The sequence below is a fragment of the uncultured Moraxella sp. genome (assembly GCF_945873075.1).
Classification (GTDB): domain Bacteria; phylum Pseudomonadota; class Gammaproteobacteria; order Pseudomonadales; family Moraxellaceae; genus Moraxella.
In genome coordinates, this window is the sequence record NZ_CAMCBS010000027.1 from 1 (window position 1) to 21,943 (window position 21,943).

Sequence of the window (21,943 nt, forward strand, 5' to 3'; positions counted from 1 at the left end):
GCTTGATGAATAACTCATTGTATTCTTTATAAAAATCTCGTGAGACATCATAAGAGACATTGAGTAGCTCAATCTGATTGGCGCTTGCACCTGCTTGGGTGCTTTGGGCTGGTTCAGACTTTGAGCAAGCTGATAGACCGATGATGCTTGCGATGGCAAGTGCGCTTAGACTTAGGCTTTTGGCGTATTTCATTGTCATTTCCTTAAAAATAAAGCAGTGAGATTTGATGTGCTTACTTTAGCGATAATGATCAAATTTTTAAAACTCAAAAATCCAGCTTTATTATTCTAAAATGGCATAAGTGAGCAAATGCCTTTTTCCAAATTAATTGCCTGCTTTAAAATCCCAAGCATAAAAAATCAGCCAAGCGAACACTTGGCTGATTGTGATGATGGATAAAAGTGGGTTTATTGCTTTTGAGCTTCTACAGCAAGCTGGTCATAAATACCGCCTTCGCTAAAATAGGTGCTCATGATGCTTGCCCAGTCGCCAAAGACTTCATTTGGGAAAAATGTCGTCATCACAGGGAATTGGTCTTGGTGCTTGGCTAGGATGTCAGCATTGCTTGGGCGTAGGTAGAATTTGGTCGCAAGCTCTTGCGCTTCGTCGCTGTATAGGTAGTTTAGGTACGCTTTGGCGGCGTCAGTCGTGCCTTTGCTGTCGGTGACGGATTTGACGACGGCGACAGGGTTCTCGGCATTGACTGTGTAGCTTGGATAAATAATCTCAACATTGCCAAATTTGCCTTTGATGACATTGGCTTCGTTTTCAAAGGTGATGAGCACATCACCGATGCCACGCTGCGCAAAGGTGGTGGTTGCAGCACGGCCACCGTTTTCAAAGACTTTGACATTGCTAAGTAGCTGTTTGGCGAACTCTTTGGTTTTGGTTTCGTCTTTGTTAAAGCTATGCAGACCATAGCCATAAGCACCCAAGAATGCATAGCGGCCATTGCCTGTGGTTTTTGGGTTGGCGATGACGATTTCGGTGCCTTTGGTGGCTAGGTCGTTCCAGTCTTTGACGCCTTTTGGATTGCCTTCACGCACCAAAAATACGATGGTGCTGGTAAATGGAATGGCGTTATTTGGGAATTCTTGACGCCAGTTGGCATCAACCAATTTGGCATCAGCCAGTAGCTCGATGTCAGAGCCTTGGTTCATGGTCGCCACATCTGCTTGTAAGCCATTCTTAACAGACAGCGCTTGCTTACTTGAGCCACCGTGTGATTGTTTGATTTCAATCTTGGCATCTGGGTGCTGTGCTAAATAGTGCTTTTTAAAGATTTCGTTATAATCTTTATAAAAATCTCGTGACACATCATAAGAGACATTGAGTAGCTCAATACCGCCTGCCGCCGCTGTGGTTTCGGTTTTGGCAGGTTCTGCGGTTTCGGTTTTTTGTTCGGCTTTTGAGCAAGCGGCAAGGGCAAGGCTTGCACCTAAGGTTACAGCTAGGATTTTGGTGTTTTTAAAAGTTGTCATTGTCATTACCTGTATAATTGAATATTCATCATAAGTCAAAGCTTATGAAACCAGCATACTTTACAAAAATTCATTATGAAACTCTAACACCAATATAGACTTTGTATTTTCCAAACAGGAATTTATGCGATGCCATCAGGCTTGAGCGGGGTTCTGACAGCGTGGCGAATTACTGCTATTTTGCCAAAAATATGCTATGCTAAGTGCGTATATTTACCATCAAATTTCAACAATTAGGATAACTTATGACCCAACTTGACCCAAACTGGCAATCTGATGCTCTTGACCCAAGCTTAGGCTTTTTTGAGCAAACTTTGGCGGTGCGTGGTGGCTATCACCGCACCGATGAAGGCGAGCATAGTGAAGCGATTTTTACCACCAGTAGCTATGTCTATCGCTCGGCTGCTGATGCTGCCGACCATTTTAATGGCAATAAAAAGGGTAATGTTTATAGCCGTCATACCAATCCGACGGTGCGTGCCTTTGAGCGTCGTTTAGCGTTGCTTGAAAATGGTGAACGCTGTGTCGCGACCGCCAGTGGCATGGGGGCGATTTTGACCATGTGTCTAGCTTACCTTAAAGCAGGTGACCATCTGCTGTGTGCCAAGCAGTTATTTGGCTCGTCGGTGGCGTTGTTTGATACTTATTTTAAGGCGTTTGGCGTAGAAGTTAGTTATGTCGATTGCTTTGATAATGATGCATGGACACAGGCAATCAAGCCCAACACTCGGGTGCTGTACTGCGAAAGCCCAAGCAATCCCTTGGCGCAGATTGCTGATTTGACATTTTTAAGTAAACTTGCACATGACAACGATGCACTATTAATCGTCGATAACTGCTTTGCTACACCCGCCATCCAAAAACCGCTTGAGCTAGGTGCGGATGTGGTCATTCATTCGGCAAGCAAATATATCGATGGTCAAGGGCGAGTGCTTGGCGGTGCGCTCGTTGGCTCGGATGAGCTGATGGAAAAGGCGTTTGGCGTGGTGCGTACCGGTGGTATCAGTCTGTCACCGTTTAATGCGTGGGTGCTATTAAAGGGGCTTGAGACCTTGTCACTGCGTATGAAAGCACATTGCGAGAATGCCAATCAAGTTGCCGAATTTCTTGCCAATCATCCTAAGGTGACAAAAGTGCATTTTTCGGGTTTGCCAAGCCATCCAAGCCACCAAATTGCCAAACGCCAACATACCGCATTGGATGTCGCAGGCGGTGCATTTGGGGCGATTATTGGCTTTGAAGTGGCAGACCAAGTAGCGGCATGGCAGGTGATTGACAGCACCAAAGTGATTAGCATTACCAATAACTTAGGCGATGCCAAATCGACCATCACCCATCCTGCGACCACCACGCATTTTCGCATGACGCCAGAGCAGCGCATCGAAGCGGGCGTGACTGATGGCTTGATTCGCCTGTCTGTGGGACTTGAAGATGCTCGTGATATCATCAATGATTTGGCACGGGGCTTGGATGCACTGTAATCTAAAGTGATGTTAAAAAATGGTTCGGCAATATGCTCGAACCATTTTTTTGTGGATTAATTTTTAAGATTTGCTAGCCAGCATATCAGCGTTTACGGGCTGTACAGCCTTTATAGATGATTTCAGAACCCGGGCTTTGGATATTGACGCTTGATTTGCGGACATTTTTAAAGGTGAGCGAATCAGCATCGACAGCACCGCTTAGGCTAAAATTGTCTTCATCGCCAAACACCGTGCCGATGGCATCGCTACGGTTTAGATTAATCGGCATAAAGCGAGTTTTGCCATTCAAAGATGCTTGAGCATAGGTCGGTAGATTTTGTTTATTAAAGCCGTATTTGACAGCGACTCTTTTGCCACCTTGACAGCTGTAGCTTACCGTGCGAGTTTTGACGGTATTTTTACGGGCTTGGTCAGCATCCGAATGTGGGGCAGAGTTTGCCAAAGCTGCTGTACTACCAAGAGCAAGTGCGATTACTGGGATGAATTTAAATACAGTTTTCATCATCAATCACCTTTTTATGATTAACTAATAATTAATAATCACCGATGAAATCTATCATCGATGATGTGATTTTACCCATTAACTCCTTGATTTTCAGTGTGACAAATGTAATAAAATATTTCAGTTATCACACAGCGATATAACTGTTTGATGAATTTTATTTCATAATAAAGCATAAAATTGGTCGCCATGCCAATCCATATAAGCCATTGATGTGCTGGCTGGATAATCGAAACAAAAATCAAAGTAAACTTGCCAAAACGGCATCAATTTGTGGTAATATAGCCAATTTGAAATGTTGCTCATCGAACGAATTGGGGGTGAGTGTGATTTGCTAAATTGGGTGTAGTCATGCATTATTCTATTTTTTGCCAAAATAAAAACGACGTCTTAAAAGAGCCAATGTTCTTTGGTCAGCCGGTCAATGTCTCTCGCTATGACCAACAAAAACACCCGATTTTTGAGCAATTAATCGAAAAGCAACTCTCGTTCTTTTGGCGTCCCGAAGAAATTGATGTCTCAAAAGACCGCATCGATTTTGCTGAATTATCCGCTCACGAACAGCATATATTTTTAAGTAATCTAAAATATCAAACCTTGCTCGATAGTATCCAAGGTCGTAGTCCGAATGTGGTGCTATTGCCACTTGTGTCGATTCCTGAGCTTGAGACTTGGATTGAGACTTGGTCGTTTAGCGAGACTATTCACTCTCGTAGCTATACGCATATTATCCGTAATGTCGTCAATGACCCGAGCAAGATTTTTGATGATATTATTGATAATCAGCACATCCTAGAGCGTGCGACCGACATCGCTAGATACTATGATGATTTGCACACTTGTGCCAAGCTGTATGATTTGCATGGTGAAGGCACTTATCAAGTCGATGGCGAAACTTATGAAGTTACGCTACACAATCTTAAAAAACAGCTGTATCTGTGCATTGTGGCGGTCAATGTGCTTGAAGCGATTCGTTTTTATGTGTCGTTCGCCTGTTCATTTGCCTTTGCCGAGCGTAAATTGATGGAAGGTAATGCCAAAATCATCAAGATGATTGCCCGTGATGAAGCCTTGCACCTAAATGGCACACAGCACATCATCAATCTGATGCGTCAAGGCAAAGACGACCCTGAGATGATGGTGATTGCTGAAGCGTGCCAAGAAGAAGCGATTGCGATTTTCCGTAGTGCTGCCGAGCAAGAAAAAGCATGGGCGGATTATCTGTTCAAAGACGGCTCAATGATTGGGCTTAATCGTGATATTCTGTGCCAATATGTCGAATTTATCACCAATACTCGCATGGTGGCGATTGGCTTGCCGACGATTTTTGAGACCAAAAACAACCCAATTCCGTGGATTAACACTTGGCTGTCATCGGATAATGTTCAAGTCGCCCCACAAGAAACCGAAATCACCACATATCTAGTCGGTCAGATTGATGCTGATTTGGATGATGTGGATTTGGATGATTTTGAGTTATAATTGGCAAATGGCGAGATGGGCTTGTTGATAACAAGCCTAATTTTATCCATGCAAAATTAGGCGATGCAAAGTTGGGTGATATTGGGCGATGTTGGGTAATATCGCCAAATTGCCAACTGATTTTATCAATCAGTGAAATGATACAATAATAAGCGAAATTATGGGCTGGGTATTTACAGACGAGATGCGGTTTTATTTGCATGAGCATGAAACCTTGCTAGATGGCATGATACGCACTGAGCATCAGAAGGTGCGTTATGAGTGTCGTCAGGGGTATTGTGGCTCATGCCGTATGCGTGTCACCGCCAAGACAGGCGAGCTGTACTATATCAAGCCGCCCATTGCTATGCTTGATGATGACGAAGTGCTGGCGTGTTGCTGTAAGGCGACGGGCACACTGTGCGTCAGCTATTTGGCAAATGATGGGCAACTTTCTTTATTTACTGACAAAAGTGATGAATAGGGCTGTGCGGATGAATTTTGAGAAACTTGGCAACAAACGCACGCTAGCGGTATTGGCACTGAGTGCGTGCGTACTTGGTGTTGGTACGGGTGTGCTGTTTTGGCGTGGTTCATCTAAGCAAGTGCAAGCAAGCACCGAAACCATCCCTGTCAGCACGCCACAAGTCCAAAGCATCGCCAAGCCAAGCTATGTGCACTATGTCAAGCTGGCTGATGCCAATGTTGCCAATTCATCACAAATCAGTGCCCAAATCGAGCGACTGCACCATGATGGCAGTAAGGCAGGGGTGCTGACGACGCAGTTTAAGCAGGCGACCCATGCCAAGATGACTTATCGTTTTGGGCGTAAGCAGCCGCTGAATTTCACCCCTGCACCGCTTCGCACGCTTGTGCCGGCGGGCTTTGTGCTGACAGGGCGTGAGTACGAAGGCGAGATGGTGGTAAATGCGTATTCGGCAATGTACCGCCTGTATGAGAATCCCAATACCAAAGGTCGCATCGAAATCATCGAATCCAAGCTTAGTGCTGATAAGCCCTTGGTGCTGATTGATGAGCTGATGAATGAACAGGTGCTTGGCGTGCCGATGACCTTTGAGCGGTTTTTGGACAAAAAAGGTGTGGTGTATTATAGCGTTGAGATAGCGCTGGCTGATAAGCACTATGTGATTAATACCAAAGCCGTTGATAAGGCGGTGCTGATGGAATTTTTGGTTGCGCTTGTGCGTTCGCAGACGAGCAATTAAGGACTAATTAAGGACTTGTACCACCTGATTGCCACTTACAATAGCTATTATGCGGATGTTGATTGTTAAATTATCCATCATTGAGCCAATCCATCAGCTTAATTATCAAGCAAGTCACTTATCAATCAGGCAACCTATCAACCAATAAATCCATTTCAAGCCAATCACTTATCAGCCAATCAAGGCTCATACACAGGCTGGGCAAATACTTGCAAAATATGTGCCTTGTATTCTCTTAGTAGGGGCAAAATTTCATCCACAACCAATGCTTTGCGATAACCGAGCAATTCTGGCGATAGAGTCTCAATATCACCATCATAAGCTGCAACGACAAGCAGTTCATTTACCCAGCGATTTTTTAATAGCAAATTGGCAGGGATGTGATGCTTGAGCTCATAGGCTTGAATGATGTCGTTGAGCGGATTTTTGAACGGCTTATCTTTGCTATGATAAGTTGGCGGTGGTAGCGGTGGCAAGTTGTCTTCGCTTGTGGCTTTGACTTGGCGAATGATGCGCACAATCTCTTCGCCATAACGACGCAGAGCGGCACGATTGATGGTGGTGCGTGCTAGCTGCTTGATGTTGTCAGGCATTTCAAGGACGATTTCACGCAACGCTTGCTTACCAATCACAAAGGTCTTGGGCTCGTTGGTCGCCCGTGCCAAAGCCTCACGCCATTGGGTGAGCTGTTGCAGGACGCCGATTTGACGGCGGTTATAAATCGGCGCTAATAGGTCAAGATACAGCGTATCGTCCGCTTGATTTTGGATTTGATGTAGCTCACGGGCGTAGTGATGGCTGTCTTCGATGGCGCAGTCAAGCACTTGACGCTTGGTCAGTTCATCTTGTACCGCTTGATACAGCGCAAGCAAATAACGTACATCATTGGCGGCGTAGCGTTCTTGATGACTGGTCAAAGGGCGGGTCAGCCAGTTGGATTGGCTCTCGCCTTTATCCACTTCGATACCCAAAATCTCGCTCACCGCTTGACTGTAGCCAGCTTGCAGTTTGCCCGTCAGATAAGCCACGCCGATTTGCACATCAAAGACATTGGCCAAAGCAGGGCATTTGGCAAGCAAATAAAAAATGCCCAAATCTTCACCGCAGGCATACCATACCATCGTCGGCACTTCGATTAACGCTTCCCAAAACTCGGTCAAATCAAGCTTTGGCGCATCCACCAAATAAATCGCCTTGCCGGTATTGACCTGCACCAATGCCAAAATCGGATAATAAGTGGTACGCTTGATAAACTCAGTATCCAAAGCAACGACATCAACGCCGTCAATCTCATCAATCAGCTGATACAGCTCATGCTCGGTCTGCACCCAATGTACAGGCAGTTTGTCAAGCTCATTGAGATTTTGCTCGGTGATGGTGGCTTTTGGGAAATCAAAATTGGGCGTATCGGTCATAAGATGATGAATTTTCAGCGAAAAATGGGATAAATAAGATGGATAAGCGGTTGTTAAATTGAGCCACGATTTTGTAGTGCTTGGTGCAAAGTTAGGCTATCGACATATTCAAGCTCGCCGCCCATTGGGATACCTTGAGCGAGACGGGTGATGGTCGGGATGTGCTGACGCACCGCATCATAAATAAAAAATGCAGTCGTCTGACCTTCGACGGTGGCACTGGTCGCCAAAATCAGCTCATGAATGTGCTGATTTTTGGCGCGAAAGACAAGCTCGTCAATGTGCAAATCGTCCGCATTCACGCCATCAATGGGGGAGAGATGGCCGCCAAGCACAAAATACTTGCCACGATAAGCACCACTTTGCTCGATTGCCATCACATCGGACGCACTCTCAACCACACAAAGTAGGCCATCATCACGGCGTGGGTCGGCGCAGATGGGGCAAATCTCATCATCACTGAACGAATGGCAGTGGCTACATTCGGCAATCTCACGCATGGCAATCTCAAGCGTCTGGGCTAGGCTAATGCCTTGAGCACGCTTTTTGGTTAAGAGATGTAGTGCCATGCGTTGAGCGGATTTTTGTCCGACGCTGGGCAGGATTTGTAGCTCTTTGATGAGCTTGTCAAGCTTTGGGGTGAGCATGATTAGCCGAACAAGCCTTTCATGCTAGGTGGTAGGCCCATGCCAGTGGTTGCACCAGCCATCACTTCTTCGTACAATGCATCCGCTTGACGAACCGCATCATTGACAGCAGCAGCGACCAAATCTTCAATCATATCAGGCTCATCACCCATTAGGCTAGGGTCGATAGATAGGCGTTTGATGACATGGCGACCTGTCATGGTAACTTTGACCAAACCATTACCTGCTTCGCCGTGCACTTCTTTGGAGGCAAGGCTTGCTTTGGCAGCTTCGACGTTTTTTTCGACTTGCTTTTGCATGGCTTGGGCTTGTTGCATGAGAGCTTGAATGTTCATAATCAATCCTAAAAAATGGTGAAAATCGGCTTATTATAGCATAAACGCACAAAAAATTAAGCACTGCCAACGCAGCGCCTAATCATACAGCTTACAGCTTACACGCACCACCTGCACAGCCGTCGTCCAAGTCGCCTTGAGCATCGTCTGCACCATCACGGGTGTTGTGATAATACAGGGTTTTGACGCCAAATTTATAAGCGGTCAATAGGTCTTGAATCAAGACTTTCATCGGTACTTTATTGCCTTCAAATTTGGCAGGGTCGTAGTTGGTGTTCGCCGAGATGGACTGGTCAATGAACTTTTGCATAATACCCACTAGGCGTAGATAGCCATTATTATCAGGGATATTCCACAGTAGCTCATATTGAGAAGCCAAGCGTTCAATCTCAGGCACGACCTGTTTTAGGATGCCATCCTTACTTGCTTTGACAGACACAAGGCCGCGTGGCGGCTCGATGCCGTTGGTGGCATTGGCAATCTGTGAGCTGGTTTCTGATGGCATCAGTGCTGATAGAGTGGAGTTTCTCAGTCCATAGGTCATGATGTCGCTACGCAGAGACTCCCAGTCTAAGTGTAGCGGCTCAGCGCAGATGCTATCAAGGTCTTTTTTGTAGGTGTCAATCGGCAATACACCTTTGCTATAAGTGGTCTCATGGAACCACGGGCAAGCACCTTGTTCTTTGGCAAGCTTGTTAGATGCTTTTAGCAGATAATACTGCAATGCTTCAAAGGTGCGATGGGTAAGCCCTAGCGCCGCTGCATCCGAGTAGCGAGTGCCATTTTTGGCAAGATAATAAGCATAGTTGATGACGCCCACGCCAAGCGTACGGCGGTTCATGCTGCCTTTTTTGGCGGCGATGACAGGATAGTCTTGATAATCAAGCAAGGCATCTAGTGCACGCACAATCAGCTCAGCAGGCTCTTCGATGTCTGATAGATGCTCGATTTTGCCAAGATTAATCGCTGATAGGGTGCATAGGGCGATTTCGCCTTTTTCGTCATTGATATTATCAAGCGGTGCGGTCGGCAGTGCGATTTCCATGCACAGATTTGACTGGCGAATCGGTGCGATACTTGAGTCAAATGGGCTGTGCGTGTTGCAGTGATCGACATTTTGGATATAGATACGACCGGTGCTGGCACGCTCTTGTAGCATTAGGCTAAACAAATCTCTGGCAGAAACTTTACGCTTGCGGATGCTGTCATCGGCTTCATATAGCGTATATAGTCGTTCAAATTCATCTTGATCAGCAAAGAACGCTTCATACAGACCTGGTACATCCGATGGCGAGAATAGGGTGATTTCTGTACCTTTGATTAAGCGAGTGTACATGGTTTTGTTCAGCTGTACACCATAATCCATGTGGCGAACACGGTTGTCTTCGACACCACGGTTGTTCTTGAGCACCAGTAGGCTTTCGACTTCTAAGTGCCATAGCGGATAGAATAGGGTTGCGGCACCGCCACGCACACCGCCTTGTGAGCAGGATTTGACCGCCGCTTGGAACATTTTGAAAAATGGAATACAGCCAGTGTGCTGTGCTTCACCGCCACGAATTGGGCTGCCTAGTGCACGGATTGCGCCAGCATTGATACCGATGCCAGCACGCTGTGAAACATAGCGGACGATGGCTGATGTAGTGGCGTTGATACTATCTAGGTTGTCGCCACATTCAATCAGTACGCATGAGCTGAACTGACGGGTTGGGGTGCGTACGCCTGCCATGATTGGTGTCGGTAGCGAGATATAAAAATTGCTGGTCGCATCATAAAAACGCTTGATATAGTCAAGGCGTTCAGACTTATCATAAGCGGCAAATAGGCACATCCCTACCAGGATATACAAAAACTGCGGACTTTCAAACACTTGCTTGGTCACACGGTCTTGTACCAAATATTTACCCATCATTTGCTCAACAGCAGCATAGGCAAGGTTCATATCACGTGCATGGTCGATATAGTCATTAAGCTCATTAAATTCATCAACGCTATAATCTGCCAAGATGTGCTTATCATACTTGCCAAGCTCGGTCAGTTTTTGGACATGGGTGTATAGATGTGGTGGCTCAAACTCACCATAGGCAATCTTACGCAGATGAAAAATCGCCAAGCGAGCTGCTAGATATTGATAATCAGGTGTCTCAGCGCTGATTAGGTCTGCTGCTGCTTTGATGATGGTTTCGTGAATATCACGGGTACGAATGCCATCATAAAATTGGATATGAGATTTTAGCTCAACTTGAGAAACGGATACATTTTGCAAGCCTTCTGCTGCCCAGTTGATGACACGATGAATTTTTTCAAGGTCAATCAGCTCTAGGCGGCCATCGCGTTTGGTCACTTTGATTTTGTCAATATGTGTCATGTCGCTCGTGTATCCGTAATTGATAGAAAACAAGGTGGTATTTGATGAATTTTCAACGGCTTATATCGCCGATGACTAGGCTATCCATAGTAGTTAGCTTGAGTATCAAAAATACCATATCTAGTATTGATGATAGAAACTTTGCACAATATAGCCGAAAAATTCTCAAAATAAAAGCTTGTCAAAAAATATTTTTTGTGATTGATTTGGCGTATTTTTTGCCAAAGCCTTGATTGATAAGGCTTTTGTGCTGATGGGGAATTTTGACTTTTTTGTAACTGAAATTTGTGATGGTAGCAAGAATTGCGTTACATAAAAACTGTGTTTATGAAATGCTTATCCTGCCTATTTATTTGTATGATAGCGATGGGATTTGTGATTTATAAAATCAATAATCAAGAAAAAAGGTGGTGCAGGCTTAGCATACACCACCGTAATCATCATGTACAAAAACTAATCAATTTTAACAAATTTCGCCGTCTTAAATGATGGCGTCTTTTGTGATGGGCGACGCTCTTGGCGTTCTTGACGGCGTTCGTATTCTTCGTGCTTTTTGCGGCGCACTTCACGAGATTTGAGTGGTTTTTTGTGAATACGGGCTTGTTTTTCTTTGGTGGCGGTGTTCAGACCCGTGCCTTGACGCTGACGCAGACCGACAGATTCGACCAGTTTGCCGATTTCTTTGGCATCCAGCTCAATAAAGCGACCAGTGCGTAGCTCTTTTGGCAAAATCATCGTGCCATAGCGGGTGCGAATTAGGCGCGAGACCTTTAGGGCTTGGCTTTCGAACATACGGCGTACTTCACGCTTGCGACCTTCTTTGATGGTGACATGATACCATTTATTGACACCTGTGCCGCCGCCTTCTTTGATGTCGTCAAATTTGGCAAAGCCATCTTCAAGCTCGACACCTGCGGTCAGAGTGCTGGCGATTTGTGGGGTGACTTCGCCCAGTACACGCACGGCATATTCACGCACCACTTGGCTCGATGGGTGCATCAAGCGATGGGCAAGTTCGCCGTCATTGGTGAATAACAGCAGTCCTGATGAGTTGATGTCAAGACGACCCACCATCACCCAGCGATCGCCAGTCAACTTTGGCAAGCGGTCAAATACCGTAGGGCGACCTTCAGGATCGCTGACAGAACAGATTTCCCCTTCAGGCTTATAATAGGCAAGCACACGGCGGCGTTTTTCTCGTTCGGCTTTTAGGCGGACAGGGCGACCATCGACACGGATTTCGTCGGTCAAGGTGGCGCGATCGCCTAAGGTGGCAACTTTACTATTGATGGAGATACGGCCAGCTTTGATGATTTCTTCAAGTCCACGGCGAGAACCTAGACCGATGCGAGCCAGCAGTTTTTGTAATTTCTCACCAACGGGCTTACCGTCGATGCTGTCAGTGATGTCGGGGGTGAATTGTTCAGTCATGATAAATTTCCTGATAAGTGGATAATAACATTTCGCAATGTTGAATTTCTCATTATACAGGATTTTAAGAAATGGCGCAAAGCGTTTTGGGTGTTGGTTTGTAATTTGAATGGCGGTTAATTACAAACCCTGCGTACCAAGGCTTTACCCAAAATCACCCGATAAGCGACTGCCAAATCGTCTCAACGCCTGCTTTTGCGCCCATAGGCAAGCTGATGCCACCACGAGCGGGCAGGGCATGATCTCGTGGGTTGATACGGATTAGATTGGGGGCGAAACGCTCACCAAATCGTCGTACGGTTGGTATCGCAACCCCCGCACCCATTTCAATGACCACAGGGTTTTGGTGCTTGCCAAGAAATTGCTGTAGGCGCGACTCTTGCTCATCGCTACGCGCGCCAATCCAATGCCAATCGCCAAACATTAGGATATTGGGTCGTGCAAGACTGCCACAATGCGGACAGCTTGGCAACTTACCAAGCCACAAGCATTTCTCATTGTCAATCACAGGCTCGATATCAGCAGTCCAAATCTCATCACAGCAAGGCTTGGTGCATTGCAGATGATGAATAGAGCCGTGACATTCATAGATTCGCTTGGGGTCAAATCCTGCTTTGACAAACTGCCCATCCACATTACTGGTAAAGACAAAGTATGGCAAATCAAGATGTTCGGCGATTTTTAATAGATGGTGAAACCCTGCGTGTGGCACGGTTTTGCGGTACAATGCCAAGCGATGACCATAAAATCCCCAAGCCAAGCGGGGATTTTCGGCGAAAGCTTGCGGATTGGCGATACTGGCAAAATCCATCTGCTGTCTGCCAAGCTCGGGATAGGCCTGCCACATACCGCTATTGCCCCGAAAATCAGGCAAGCCAGAATCGACACCTATGCCTGCCCCTGCGCTGATGATTAGGCTGTCGGCAGATTGTAATAAAGTTTTAATTTGTTCCATTATTATCCTTATTAATGACCAATGCCATAGCAAGCGAAATGTAAAATCGCTAAGCTTGTGTTAGATAAGATAAATTATAAATAAAAACCAACTGATAGGCAAGCATTGGGTGAACTGCCTACTTGAGCGTTTAATTTGCTTGGTAGATTTTCAAATGGTTTTTGATGCTGTGCGGTATTTTTTTATTAGCTTTGGCAATCTATACTTGTCAGCAAAGGCTAATTTGATCGCGCATTCAATCTTTCTAAATCTGGCAATGGTGGTAGCTCATCTAGGCTATTTAGCCCAAATGCATCCAAAAATGCCTTGGTGGTGTGTAGTAGTGCAGGGCGACCTAGCGTGTCTTTGTAGCCATTTTCGATAATCCAGCCCTTATCAAACAGCTGCCGCAGGATGTGGCTTGACACCGTCACACCACGCACTTGCTCAATATCCGAGCGAGTGACAGGCTGCTTATAGGCGATGACGCTCAAGGTCTCAAGCAGCGCTTGGCTTAGGTTTTCTAGACGCTCAGGAAAGACCTGCTGAATCAGACCGCTATAGCTGTCTTTGATTTGCAATCGATAGCCGCTTGCTGTTTTGTTTAATGTCAAAACGCCTGATGATAGACGCTGTTGCAGCACGGCAAGAGCGGCGGTCAGCTCGCTGTTGCTCATCATCAGGTGCTTTTTTAGGTCGTTATCGGTCAATGGTGACTCACTGGCGTGGAGCAAGACTTCGATATAACGACTAAACACTTCAGCTTTTTGGTGCGCTTGGATAAAGGCAGAATCGTTGGCGGTTTCGGTCATAATTATCCTAAAAAATTAATGTAGCCAGTGTAGTGTCTGATGGCGTAAATCTCGCCCAAAATTGCTCGGTGCTTGGCGTTTTTTTGATTTATTTGACTTGACTTCACTGTGATCAAAGTCATCATCAAAGCTTTCGATTTCGGGTGTGTCAAAGCCAATAAAGCCACGCTTAATCAGCTCAAGTACCGCCACAAAGCTCACCACAATGCCAAGCTTGCCTTGCGATTTATCTAGTAGTTCGGCAAAGGTGCTGACGCCTTTTTCGCTCATCGTACGAGTAATCATCGCAATGCGCTCAGGCAGTGGCACAGGGTCAATTTTCACCGTATGTCCGCTAAAATCAGGGCGGATTTGCATATTCACAAGACTATTAACCAAGATTTGCGGTGAATAATTGGGCAATTCTCGTTGCATCGCTTCGCTACTTGGGAAGCTGGCATATGCCAAAAACACATCTCGCTCAAGGCGTAGCAGCTGATCAATACGCTGTGCCGCTTCTTTGATTTGGGCGTATTCTTCGAGCCGCTGAATCAAGCGAGCCTTTGGACTGATCTCATCATCAGTGATTTCAGGCTGTGGCAATAGTAGCTCAGATTTGATGGCAATCAATGTGCTCGCCATCAGTAGATAATCACCTGCCAGCTCAAAATATTCTTCGTCTAAGTCATTGATATAGCTTAGGTATTGCTCAGTAATCGGCAAAATGGCAGTTTCGGTTAAGTCAAAATTATTTTTCTTAACCAAATACAACAAAAAATCCAACGGGCCGGCAAACTGCTCAAGCCAAATAGCAAACGCCTGTGGTGGAATGTACAAATCTTCAGGCAGGCTCAGTACAGGCGTGTCATAAATACGCACGCCTGTTTCTGTCTGCGTTTGGCCGTCCATCGGTGCGGACAAAGCTGTATCGCTCATGGATTATTTAAGCTTGGCTAATGGCTTGATACCGATAGCACGACGTGTCTTATCCAGCTGTTTTTGGGCTTGACGGCGTGCTTTGACCGCACCCATTTGTAGAATTTCTTCAAGCTCTTTTGGATTATTCATCAGCTCAAGATAGCGGGCACGGTAGGGGGCGATTTCACTGTTGATTTTGTTAAACAGGATTTCTTTGGCATCACCCCAGCCGATACCACGACGATACTGCTCGGCAAGTTCGTTGATTTCGTCCGTCGTGGCAAATGCCTTATAAATCTCAAAAATCGTGCAGTTGTCAGGGTCTTTTGGCTCTTCGGGTGCTTGCGAGTTGGTGACAATCTGCATGATGGCTTTTTTGAGTGCTTTTTCGGGGTCAATCTGCGGATTGCCATCGCCAAATAGCGGAATGGTGTTGCCATAGCTTTTTGACATCTTGCGACCATCAAGCCCGGTCAATAGCGGTGTATTTTCATCGACGACGGCGCTTGGCTCAGTAAATAGTGGCTTGTATTTAAAATTAAAAGTCCCTGCAATATCACGAGCCATCTCAATGTGCTGAATCTGATCTTTGCCCACAGGCACATGAGTGGCGTTGAACATCAGAATATCTGCTGACATTAATACAGGATAGCTAAACAATCCCATGCTGATACCAAAATCAGGATCGGTATCTTCTTTGGCTAGATTGGCATCGACAGCTGCCTTATAAGCGTGTGCACGGTTCATGAGTCCTTTAGCGCATGAGCAGTTGAGTACCCAAGCAAGCTCAGGAATCTCAGGAATATCTGATTGGCGATAAAAGGTGACTTGTTCAGGGTCAAGACCGCAGGCGAGCCAAGTTGCAGCAATGGCACGGGTTGAGCGGTGGATTTCTTCAGGATCAAAGCATTTGATGATGCCATGATAATCCGCCAAAAAGAAAAAAGCATCACCATCGCCTGCATCCATTGCGGCTTTGGCAGATGCGATGGCAGGGCGGATTGAGCCGACATAGTTACCTAGATGTGGAATGCCTGTGGTGGTGATACCTGTTAAAATGCGTTTTTTTTGTTCGCTCATAAGATGATCCAGTATTTATAATATATCAATAAAATTAAACAATAGTAGGCTAGATGGTGCTTAGCAGTTTGGCAAGGGCATTGCCTGCATTATCAGTTTTCATAAACTGCTCACCGATCAAAAAATGATGAATGTTGTTGCTTTGCATCAAATGAATGTCATCAGCATCATTCAGACCGCTTTCGCTCACCACCAAAGCATCATCACCGAGTGCGGCAAACAGCTGCTGACTTAGGCAAATGCTATGTTCAAGATCGACTTGAAAGGTATTTAAATCACGGTTATTGATGCCATAGATATTGTGCGATGATTTTGGCAGGCGTAATGCTCGCTCAAGCTCATCTTGGGTGTGAATCTCGATTAAGACATCAAGCCCTAGATCAATGGCAGTCTTGTGCAAATGATGGACGGTGTCATCATCTAGGCACGCCATGATCAGCAGGATGCAGTCAGCCCCGATGGCGGCAGACTCGATGATTTGGTATTCATCCACCATAAAATCTTTACGCAGTACAGGCAGGCTCACGGCAGAGCGTGCAGCGATCAGATAGTCATCATGACCTTGAAAATAATCACGGTCGGTAAGCACTGATAGACAAGTTGCGCCTGCTTGTTCATAGCCTGTGGCGGCGATGACAGGGTCAAAGTTTTGGCAGATGATGCCTTTTGATGGCGATGCTTTTTTGACTTCACTAATGACGCCGATAGCACCTGTGCTGGTGTCAATGGCTCGTAACGCCTTAGCAAAGCCCCGTGGCGTATGTGCTTTGGCTTTGATAAGTAGCTCATCTTGGCTGATACTGGCTTTGGCAGCAGCAATTTCGTCAAATTTGGTGGCGACGATTTTTTGTAATATACTTGGTGTATTGGTCATAAGAGTTCTTAATTATATTAAAATATTTGATCAGTTAGCTTTGGGTAAAGGCGGCAAATTCGCTTAATTTTTGCCATGCTTTACCGCTGCTTAGTACTTCTAGGGCGAGCTGTACGCCGTCTTGATGTGTGCTTGTCAGTCCTGCGACATAGATGGCAGCGCCGGCATTGATGGCAATCATCTCACGAGCCTTTTGGATGGTGGCATCAGCATCACCTGCTTGCAGGGCCTTTTTGATAAGAGCAAGGCTTTCGGCGGATGAAGCGACTTGTAAGCCATGTAAGGTCTTGGATGCGATACCTAAGTCTTCGGGGTTGCAGTCATAGACACGCACTTGACCGTCTTTGAGCTCGGCGACTCGGGTGGCGGTCGCTAGGCTAAATTCATCCAAGCCATCGGCCGAATGCACGACCAGCACATGATGCAGCCCAAGCTTTTCAAAGACATACGCTAACGGCTCGCACAGCTCAGGGCTAAAGACACCAATCACTGCTCGCTTGACATGAGCAGGGTTGGTCAATGGACCTAAGATATTAAAAATCGTGCGTACCTTGAGCTGACGACGCACACCGATGGCATGGCGCATGGCAGGGTGGTGATTTGGCGCAAATAAAAAGCCGATGCCGATGTCATCAATGGCTTGACGAGTCTTATTGATGGCGATATCCAGCTTGACGCCTGCTTGAGTCAGCACATCTGATGAGCCTGAAGCGGTGGAGACGCCACGGTTACCATGCTTGGCGATGGTCACGCCTGCCGCCGCTGCCACAAAGGCGGATGCGGTTGAGACATTGAATAGGTTTGAGCCATCACCGCCTGTGCCGACGATGTCCACAGCATTGGCATCACGGATGCTGATGGTATCAGCCAGCTCAAGCATGGTCTTGGCGCAGGTGCTAATCTCGCCGATGGATTCGCCTTTTTCACGCAGGGCGATGAGCAGCGCGCCCATCAGTGCATCAGGACAACGCCCCTGCATGATGATGAGCATCACTTCACGCATATGCGCATCGGGCAAATCAATGTGCTTGAGTAGCTTGGCAAGCGCATCGGTCAAGATGGCATGGATGGCATCATCGGACAATTCGGCGATGTCGCTTGGGCTTTTGATGGCAGTTTGCATAGATTTCCTTAAGGGTTTGTCAATTAGGCAACTTCAGGGAGCTTGTCATCATCAAGCACAGCCAATCCACAGCGTTTTAGAAAGTTATTAAACAGCTGATAGCCATGTTCGCTTAGGATGGATTCGGGGTGAAATTGCACGCCTTCGACATCGAGCGTCTTGTGGCGTACGCCCATGATTTCTTGCATACTGCCATCATCATGAGTTGTCCAAGCGGTAATCTCTAAACACTCAGGTAAGGTATTTTTATCAATCACCAATGAATGATAGCGGGTGGCGGTAAATGGATTTGGCAAGTTTGCAAACACGCCTTGGGCAGTGTGATGAATCTTGGAAAGCCTGCCGTGCATCACTTCACCAGCTCGCACCACTTGACCGCCAAAGGCTTGACCGATGGCTTGATGACCAAGACACACGCCCAAGATGGGGATTTGACCAGAGAGCTTTTCAAGAATCTCAAGCGTCACACCGGCTTCGGTTGGGCTACATGGGCCAGGGCCAAGTACGATGGCTTTTGGGGCAAGCGCGATAATCTCATCAAGTGTGGTTTCGTTATTACGCCAAACGGTGATGTCTTGCTTAAGTTCTCCAAAATATTGAACAATATTATAAGTAAAACTGCAATAGTTGTCGATCATGAGAATCATTTGGCGTACAAATCCTTGATAAAGCACAAGAAGAATCTTAACAGGCGTACAAATTTTGATGGCTTGTTAAGATTGGGGTTGTGGTGTTAAATGTGCTATTTTAGCATCTTTTTGGTTTTGGTGAAAGTTTGTCGATTATTTGTCTGCCATGGTGATTAATTGACCATTTTTGAAAACAGTTGGCGTTTCCCATGGACGATGACCTAGCGTGATGGTGTCAATATAATTGATATAAGACAAGAATAATTGGCGCTGTAAGTTGCGTTGGTCTTTGATGTCTGTGGCTTCAAAATAATCGTAGATATTTTGTGGTGGCTGTACAAAGTTTTTCAATTCTGCTTTATAATATACGGTGCGTTTGCCTGTACATACCCCAGTGAATTTTGGATTGGCGAACAAAAATTCGGTGATATTCTTATCATTATGCTTGCCATTAATCATCCAAATGTTGGCAAGCGTTTGTGCCAACTTACGGCGAAATCCATAGCAATTGGTATCAATCAGCATGGTGCTATTGCGTGTTTGGATAAGATTGAAATTTTGTTGTTTGTTATTTAATTGAAAATCAACACTGATGGTGTGCTGATTTGGCAATGACCAAAAGCCGAGAGATTCTAGGTTGTCAGCGACTTGATAGTCATCTTCTTTGGACACCAAATAGCGTAGTGAATACGCATAATCAGAATCGTGATGACTGATCGCTTCGGCCAGATGTTTGATGTGGTCTTCGCTCACGGTATTGTCATCATCGACATAGCAGATGATATCTTCGGTGGCGATAAATGGGGCGATGGCATTGATGATGGAGTTGCACATACCTGTCGCACCTGTGCTGACAGGTAGATAAGTGACGACAATCTCAGGATGTGCTTTGAGCATCTTCTTGACTGCTTGATGATGTTGCTCACCATCCACAAAAACATAGTGGCGACAAGGGTAGCTTTGTTTTTTGATACAATCAATGGTATTAAGCAGTGATAGACGACCGATGGATGAAGTAATTACAGCGACTGTTGGTGTGGTAGTCATAATAGATTCACATAATAAAAATTTAGAAATATCTTAATAAAATTCGTCATCCAAATCAAGTTAAGAATAATTATAATGTCGATCTGCTTGCCAGGTTTCTGGCAATGGCTGACCCAGTAATGATAAGGTTTCTCGCTCGATCAGTCGCACGATGGTGTCTAAGGGTAAATCATGATCATCGCTACCGAATGGTTCTTCAAGCTGACGGCTTAACTCATCAAGCCCAAGCAACAAATAAGACATAAACCCCACCAAAAATGGCGTCCAAATCCCCATGACCGATTCAAGCCCAAAAGGCAACATCCAGCAAAAACAAAATACCGCACGATGTAGTAGCACTGAATAAGGCAAAGGCAAAGGCGTGCTGACAATACGATCGCACCCTGCTTGGATATTACCCATCTCAATCAGATGCTTTTGGATGCTCATGTAGATGATATCACTGATTTTGCCTTGATTGACGGTATCGATTAGCTGTTTTTGCATGGTTTCAAGCACTCGTTGTGGTGCGTTGATTTCTTGATCAAGCGCATCGAGCCGTGCATCATCGATATGACGATAACCAAACTGCGCTCGGCAAATAGGCTGTCCCCGCAGTCGATCTCGCAGTAGTGCAACAAACAGCAGCATATCCATCAATAGCACTTCACGCTCATGACTGGGCAAAAAATGGCTATCACGGCTTAGGTGACGAGTATTGGCAATCAGTGCACCCCATAGCTTACGACCTTCCCACCAGCGGTCATAACAGGCATTGTTGCGAAAGCCAAGAAAAATTGAAATCACCACGCCAAACAGGGTAAATCCCACTGCTGGAACACTAGTCACCGAATATAATTGAAAATGCGATAACACCCAAGCAACCATCGATAACGACATGATGCCTAAGATGGTGGGTAAGACTTTGGGCAGTACTGTGCCATGCCATACAAAAAGCAGTTTTAGGCTATTGGATTTATCTCGGACAATCATCGTATTTTTCCAAAGAATCAGCCACTTATCTGGTATGATAAATGGCTGATATTGTGATTATTCAGGCTTGATTAGGCGTGGGTTTGAATTACCCCAAATGGTATAAAGGTCAGCCAGTAGTGCGCCATTGATGTCTTCGATTTCAGCTTGGCTGATGCGAGCATCGCCTTGTGCGCCATAGATGACAACTTCATCACCGATATTAACACCTTTGTTAGCGACGATATCAGTGACATCAACCATTGTGGTGTTCATCGACACCTTGCCAACTACAGGTGCACGCTCACCACCAATCAGTACCGCACCTTTATTGGTAAAGGCTCGGCGATAGCCATCAGAATAGCCAAATGGTAGGTTTACCAAATATGAATCACGGGTCAGTGTATGTGTGCCATCATAGCCGACGGTCGTACCCGCAGGATAAAACTGCACAGATGCCACTTTGGTCTTAAAGCTCATAATCGGCTTATAAGCAGGCTTGGCATCGATGGTATCACCATAAATCAGACCGCCAGGGCGAACCATGTCCAGATGACTCTCAGGCACGCTGATGGTGGCAAATGAGTTGGCGGTGTGCAGGGTAAGTTTTTTGCGATCAAGCTTGGCTTTTTTGATTAACCATTGGCTTTGTTCGTTGAATTTTGCCAAGCGTTCACGGACAAAATCTTCATCTTCATTAGCATAATGTGTCATGATGCCGGTGATGTTCAAATTGTCAAGCTTGGTAATGGCGATGGCGTCTTTTTGACCGGCTTTATTGCCAAGTTCAATGCCATTGCGATCCATGCCGCCAGAGTTTAGTGCCAGATGATAATTGATGGTTTTGCCGTGTTTTTGAGCGATGTCATTTAGACTTAGGGCGTGGCTAAGGCTACCGGTCAGCTCGGTGATGTCGTAATCAAGCGCAGATTCAACTTCACCAGCATCTGCTAGGCGTACACGCATGATGATGCCTTTGTAGCCATGTGCACGAGCCACACGAGCTTCTTCGTTGCTTGCAATACCGATACAAGGTACGCCAAGCTTAATGATGCTTGGCATTAATAAATCAATGCCATTGCCATAGGCGTCTGCTTTCATGATGGCGCAGATTTTGGTGCTGTCTTTGAGCGTCTTTTGTAGGCGAGTGATGTTGTCTTCAAAGGCTTTGACATCAATCTCAAGATAGGCATTTGCCTTGCTGTGATTGGCAAAGCTATAATCACCATGTGTGTGCAGTAGCGG

General features: G+C 45.9%; 21 protein-coding genes and 1 pseudogene. 4 read left to right on the top strand and 18 right to left on the bottom strand.

Annotated features, from left to right (window positions below):
- Positions 1 to 193: pseudogene (locus tag Q0N89_RS08410) on the bottom strand (sulfate ABC transporter substrate-binding protein); the annotation flags it as partial.
- A gap of 215 nt (positions 194 to 408) precedes the next feature.
- Entirely contained in the window at positions 409 to 1,488 is a 1,080-nt protein-coding gene (locus Q0N89_RS08415) for a sulfate ABC transporter substrate-binding protein (RefSeq protein ID WP_294035348.1), read from the bottom strand.
- Positions 1,489 to 1,727: 239 nt separating this feature from the next.
- Between Q0N89_RS08415 and Q0N89_RS08420 the strand changes: the two genes are divergently transcribed.
- Positions 1,728 to 2,963: an O-succinylhomoserine sulfhydrylase gene (locus Q0N89_RS08420; protein WP_294035350.1), complete on the top strand. Its 1,236-nt coding sequence runs from the start codon at positions 1,728 to 1,730 to the stop codon at positions 2,961 to 2,963.
- A gap of 85 nt (positions 2,964 to 3,048) precedes the next feature.
- On the opposite strand, the gene Q0N89_RS08425 is transcribed toward Q0N89_RS08420, so the two are convergent.
- Positions 3,049 to 3,468, bottom strand: a complete 420-nt coding sequence (locus tag Q0N89_RS08425; protein WP_294035352.1) for an adhesin — start codon at positions 3,466 to 3,468, stop codon at positions 3,049 to 3,051.
- Positions 3,469 to 3,819: 351 nt separating this feature from the next.
- On the opposite strand from Q0N89_RS08425, the gene nrdB reads away from it, so the two are divergent.
- The 3 genes from nrdB (at position 3,820) to Q0N89_RS08440 (ending at position 6,155) form a co-directional block, all read left to right on the top strand.
- Positions 3,820 to 4,950 (top strand): class Ia ribonucleoside-diphosphate reductase subunit beta, encoded by a 1,131-nt coding sequence (gene nrdB, locus Q0N89_RS08430; protein WP_294035354.1) that lies wholly within the window; start codon positions 3,820 to 3,822, stop codon positions 4,948 to 4,950.
- Positions 4,951 to 5,110: 160 nt separating this feature from the next.
- A complete protein-coding gene (locus Q0N89_RS08435) occupies positions 5,111 to 5,413 on the top strand; it encodes a 2Fe-2S iron-sulfur cluster-binding protein (protein WP_294035355.1) in 303 nt (100 codons plus the stop codon).
- A 10-nt stretch (positions 5,414 to 5,423) separates the two neighbouring features.
- Positions 5,424 to 6,155, top strand: a complete 732-nt coding sequence (locus Q0N89_RS08440) for a hypothetical protein (RefSeq protein ID WP_294035356.1) — start codon at positions 5,424 to 5,426, stop codon at positions 6,153 to 6,155.
- A 179-nt stretch (positions 6,156 to 6,334) separates the two neighbouring features.
- On the opposite strand, the gene Q0N89_RS08445 is transcribed toward Q0N89_RS08440, so the two are convergent.
- The 15 genes from Q0N89_RS08445 to alr form a co-directional block, all read right to left on the bottom strand.
- Positions 6,335 to 7,570: an HRDC domain-containing protein gene (locus tag Q0N89_RS08445; RefSeq protein ID WP_294035357.1), complete on the bottom strand. Its 1,236-nt coding sequence runs from the start codon at positions 7,568 to 7,570 to the stop codon at positions 6,335 to 6,337.
- Between the two features lie 53 nt (positions 7,571 to 7,623).
- Positions 7,624 to 8,217 carry a recombination mediator RecR gene (recR, locus tag Q0N89_RS08450; protein WP_078253209.1) on the bottom strand — a complete coding sequence of 198 codons (594 nt, stop codon included), beginning with the start codon at positions 8,215 to 8,217 and terminating at the stop codon, positions 7,624 to 7,626.
- Positions 8,218 to 8,219: 2 nt separating this feature from the next.
- Entirely contained in the window at positions 8,220 to 8,552 is a 333-nt protein-coding gene (locus tag Q0N89_RS08455) for a YbaB/EbfC family nucleoid-associated protein (protein ID WP_294035358.1), read from the bottom strand.
- A gap of 91 nt (positions 8,553 to 8,643) precedes the next feature.
- Complete coding sequence (gene nrdA, locus Q0N89_RS08460) at positions 8,644 to 10,920, bottom strand: class 1a ribonucleoside-diphosphate reductase subunit alpha (protein WP_294035359.1); 2,277 nt, start codon at positions 10,918 to 10,920, stop codon at positions 8,644 to 8,646.
- 453 nt (positions 10,921 to 11,373) lie between these two features.
- Entirely contained in the window at positions 11,374 to 12,351 is a 978-nt protein-coding gene (gene rluB / locus Q0N89_RS08465) for a 23S rRNA pseudouridine(2605) synthase RluB (protein ID WP_294035361.1), read from the bottom strand.
- A gap of 154 nt (positions 12,352 to 12,505) precedes the next feature.
- Positions 12,506 to 13,306, bottom strand: a complete 801-nt coding sequence (locus tag Q0N89_RS08470; protein WP_294035362.1) for a Sir2 family NAD-dependent protein deacetylase — start codon at positions 13,304 to 13,306, stop codon at positions 12,506 to 12,508.
- A 218-nt stretch (positions 13,307 to 13,524) separates the two neighbouring features.
- Positions 13,525 to 14,097: an SMC-Scp complex subunit ScpB gene (gene scpB / locus Q0N89_RS08475; protein WP_294035363.1), complete on the bottom strand. Its 573-nt coding sequence runs from the start codon at positions 14,095 to 14,097 to the stop codon at positions 13,525 to 13,527.
- Positions 14,098 to 14,112: 15 nt separating this feature from the next.
- On the bottom strand, positions 14,113 to 15,012 hold the full coding sequence (locus Q0N89_RS08480) for a segregation/condensation protein A (RefSeq protein WP_294035364.1): 900 nt from the start codon (positions 15,010 to 15,012) through the stop codon (positions 14,113 to 14,115).
- A 3-nt stretch (positions 15,013 to 15,015) separates the two neighbouring features.
- Positions 15,016 to 16,074 (bottom strand): tryptophan--tRNA ligase, encoded by a 1,059-nt coding sequence (gene trpS, locus Q0N89_RS08485; RefSeq protein ID WP_294035366.1) that lies wholly within the window; start codon positions 16,072 to 16,074, stop codon positions 15,016 to 15,018.
- Positions 16,075 to 16,123: 49 nt separating this feature from the next.
- Positions 16,124 to 16,948: an indole-3-glycerol phosphate synthase TrpC gene (gene trpC, locus Q0N89_RS08490; protein WP_294035367.1), complete on the bottom strand. Its 825-nt coding sequence runs from the start codon at positions 16,946 to 16,948 to the stop codon at positions 16,124 to 16,126.
- Positions 16,949 to 16,982: 34 nt separating this feature from the next.
- Positions 16,983 to 18,071, bottom strand: a complete 1,089-nt coding sequence (trpD, locus tag Q0N89_RS08495) for an anthranilate phosphoribosyltransferase (protein WP_294035368.1) — start codon at positions 18,069 to 18,071, stop codon at positions 16,983 to 16,985.
- A gap of 23 nt (positions 18,072 to 18,094) precedes the next feature.
- Positions 18,095 to 18,718 (bottom strand): aminodeoxychorismate/anthranilate synthase component II, encoded by a 624-nt coding sequence (locus tag Q0N89_RS08500; RefSeq protein ID WP_078253893.1) that lies wholly within the window; start codon positions 18,716 to 18,718, stop codon positions 18,095 to 18,097.
- 135 nt (positions 18,719 to 18,853) lie between these two features.
- Positions 18,854 to 19,747, bottom strand: a complete 894-nt coding sequence (locus Q0N89_RS08505; protein WP_294035369.1) for a glycosyltransferase — start codon at positions 19,745 to 19,747, stop codon at positions 18,854 to 18,856.
- Between the two features lie 60 nt (positions 19,748 to 19,807).
- The gene (locus Q0N89_RS08510; protein WP_294035370.1) at positions 19,808 to 20,719 is read right to left on the bottom strand and encodes a bestrophin family protein; all 912 of its coding nucleotides are present in this window, start codon (positions 20,717 to 20,719) and stop codon (positions 19,808 to 19,810) included.
- A gap of 57 nt (positions 20,720 to 20,776) precedes the next feature.
- Positions 20,777 to 21,943, bottom strand: a 1,167-nt coding sequence (gene alr / locus Q0N89_RS08515; protein WP_294035371.1) for an alanine racemase, incomplete at its 5' end; no start/stop codon positions are given.

What these genes read in the sequence shown, in the direction of transcription:
- Q0N89_RS08510 (WP_294035370.1), bottom strand. Translation starts at nt 20,719, where the DNA reads ATGATTGTCCGAGATAAATCCAATAGCCTAAAACTGCTTTTTGTATGG.
- Q0N89_RS08445 (WP_294035357.1), bottom strand. Translation starts at nt 7,570, where the DNA reads ATGACCGATACGCCCAATTTTGATTTCCCAAAAGCCACCATCACCGAG.
- Q0N89_RS08480 (WP_294035364.1), bottom strand. Translation starts at nt 15,012, where the DNA reads ATGAGCGATACAGCTTTGTCCGCACCGATGGACGGCCAAACGCAGACA.
- Q0N89_RS08440 (WP_294035356.1), top strand. Translation starts at nt 5,424, where the DNA reads ATGAATTTTGAGAAACTTGGCAACAAACGCACGCTAGCGGTATTGGCA.
- Q0N89_RS08505 (WP_294035369.1), bottom strand. Translation starts at nt 19,747, where the DNA reads ATGACTACCACACCAACAGTCGCTGTAATTACTTCATCCATCGGTCGT.
- trpD (WP_294035368.1), bottom strand. Translation starts at nt 18,071, where the DNA reads ATGCAAACTGCCATCAAAAGCCCAAGCGACATCGCCGAATTGTCCGAT.
- Q0N89_RS08500 (WP_078253893.1), bottom strand. Translation starts at nt 18,718, where the DNA reads ATGATTCTCATGATCGACAACTATTGCAGTTTTACTTATAATATTGTT.
- trpS (WP_294035366.1), bottom strand. Translation starts at nt 16,074, where the DNA reads ATGAGCGAACAAAAAAAACGCATTTTAACAGGTATCACCACCACAGGC.
- Q0N89_RS08415 (WP_294035348.1), bottom strand. Translation starts at nt 1,488, where the DNA reads ATGACAATGACAACTTTTAAAAACACCAAAATCCTAGCTGTAACCTTA.
- nrdA (WP_294035359.1), bottom strand. Translation starts at nt 10,920, where the DNA reads ATGACACATATTGACAAAATCAAAGTGACCAAACGCGATGGCCGCCTA.
- Q0N89_RS08455 (WP_294035358.1), bottom strand. Translation starts at nt 8,552, where the DNA reads ATGAACATTCAAGCTCTCATGCAACAAGCCCAAGCCATGCAAAAGCAA.
- Q0N89_RS08470 (WP_294035362.1), bottom strand. Translation starts at nt 13,306, where the DNA reads ATGGAACAAATTAAAACTTTATTACAATCTGCCGACAGCCTAATCATC.
- nrdB (WP_294035354.1), top strand. Translation starts at nt 3,820, where the DNA reads ATGCATTATTCTATTTTTTGCCAAAATAAAAACGACGTCTTAAAAGAG.
- Q0N89_RS08435 (WP_294035355.1), top strand. Translation starts at nt 5,111, where the DNA reads ATGGGCTGGGTATTTACAGACGAGATGCGGTTTTATTTGCATGAGCAT.
- Q0N89_RS08425 (WP_294035352.1), bottom strand. Translation starts at nt 3,468, where the DNA reads ATGAAAACTGTATTTAAATTCATCCCAGTAATCGCACTTGCTCTTGGT.
- recR (WP_078253209.1), bottom strand. Translation starts at nt 8,217, where the DNA reads ATGCTCACCCCAAAGCTTGACAAGCTCATCAAAGAGCTACAAATCCTG.
- Q0N89_RS08420 (WP_294035350.1), top strand. Translation starts at nt 1,728, where the DNA reads ATGACCCAACTTGACCCAAACTGGCAATCTGATGCTCTTGACCCAAGC.
- trpC (WP_294035367.1), bottom strand. Translation starts at nt 16,948, where the DNA reads ATGACCAATACACCAAGTATATTACAAAAAATCGTCGCCACCAAATTT.
- scpB (WP_294035363.1), bottom strand. Translation starts at nt 14,097, where the DNA reads ATGACCGAAACCGCCAACGATTCTGCCTTTATCCAAGCGCACCAAAAA.
- rluB (WP_294035361.1), bottom strand. Translation starts at nt 12,351, where the DNA reads ATGACTGAACAATTCACCCCCGACATCACTGACAGCATCGACGGTAAG.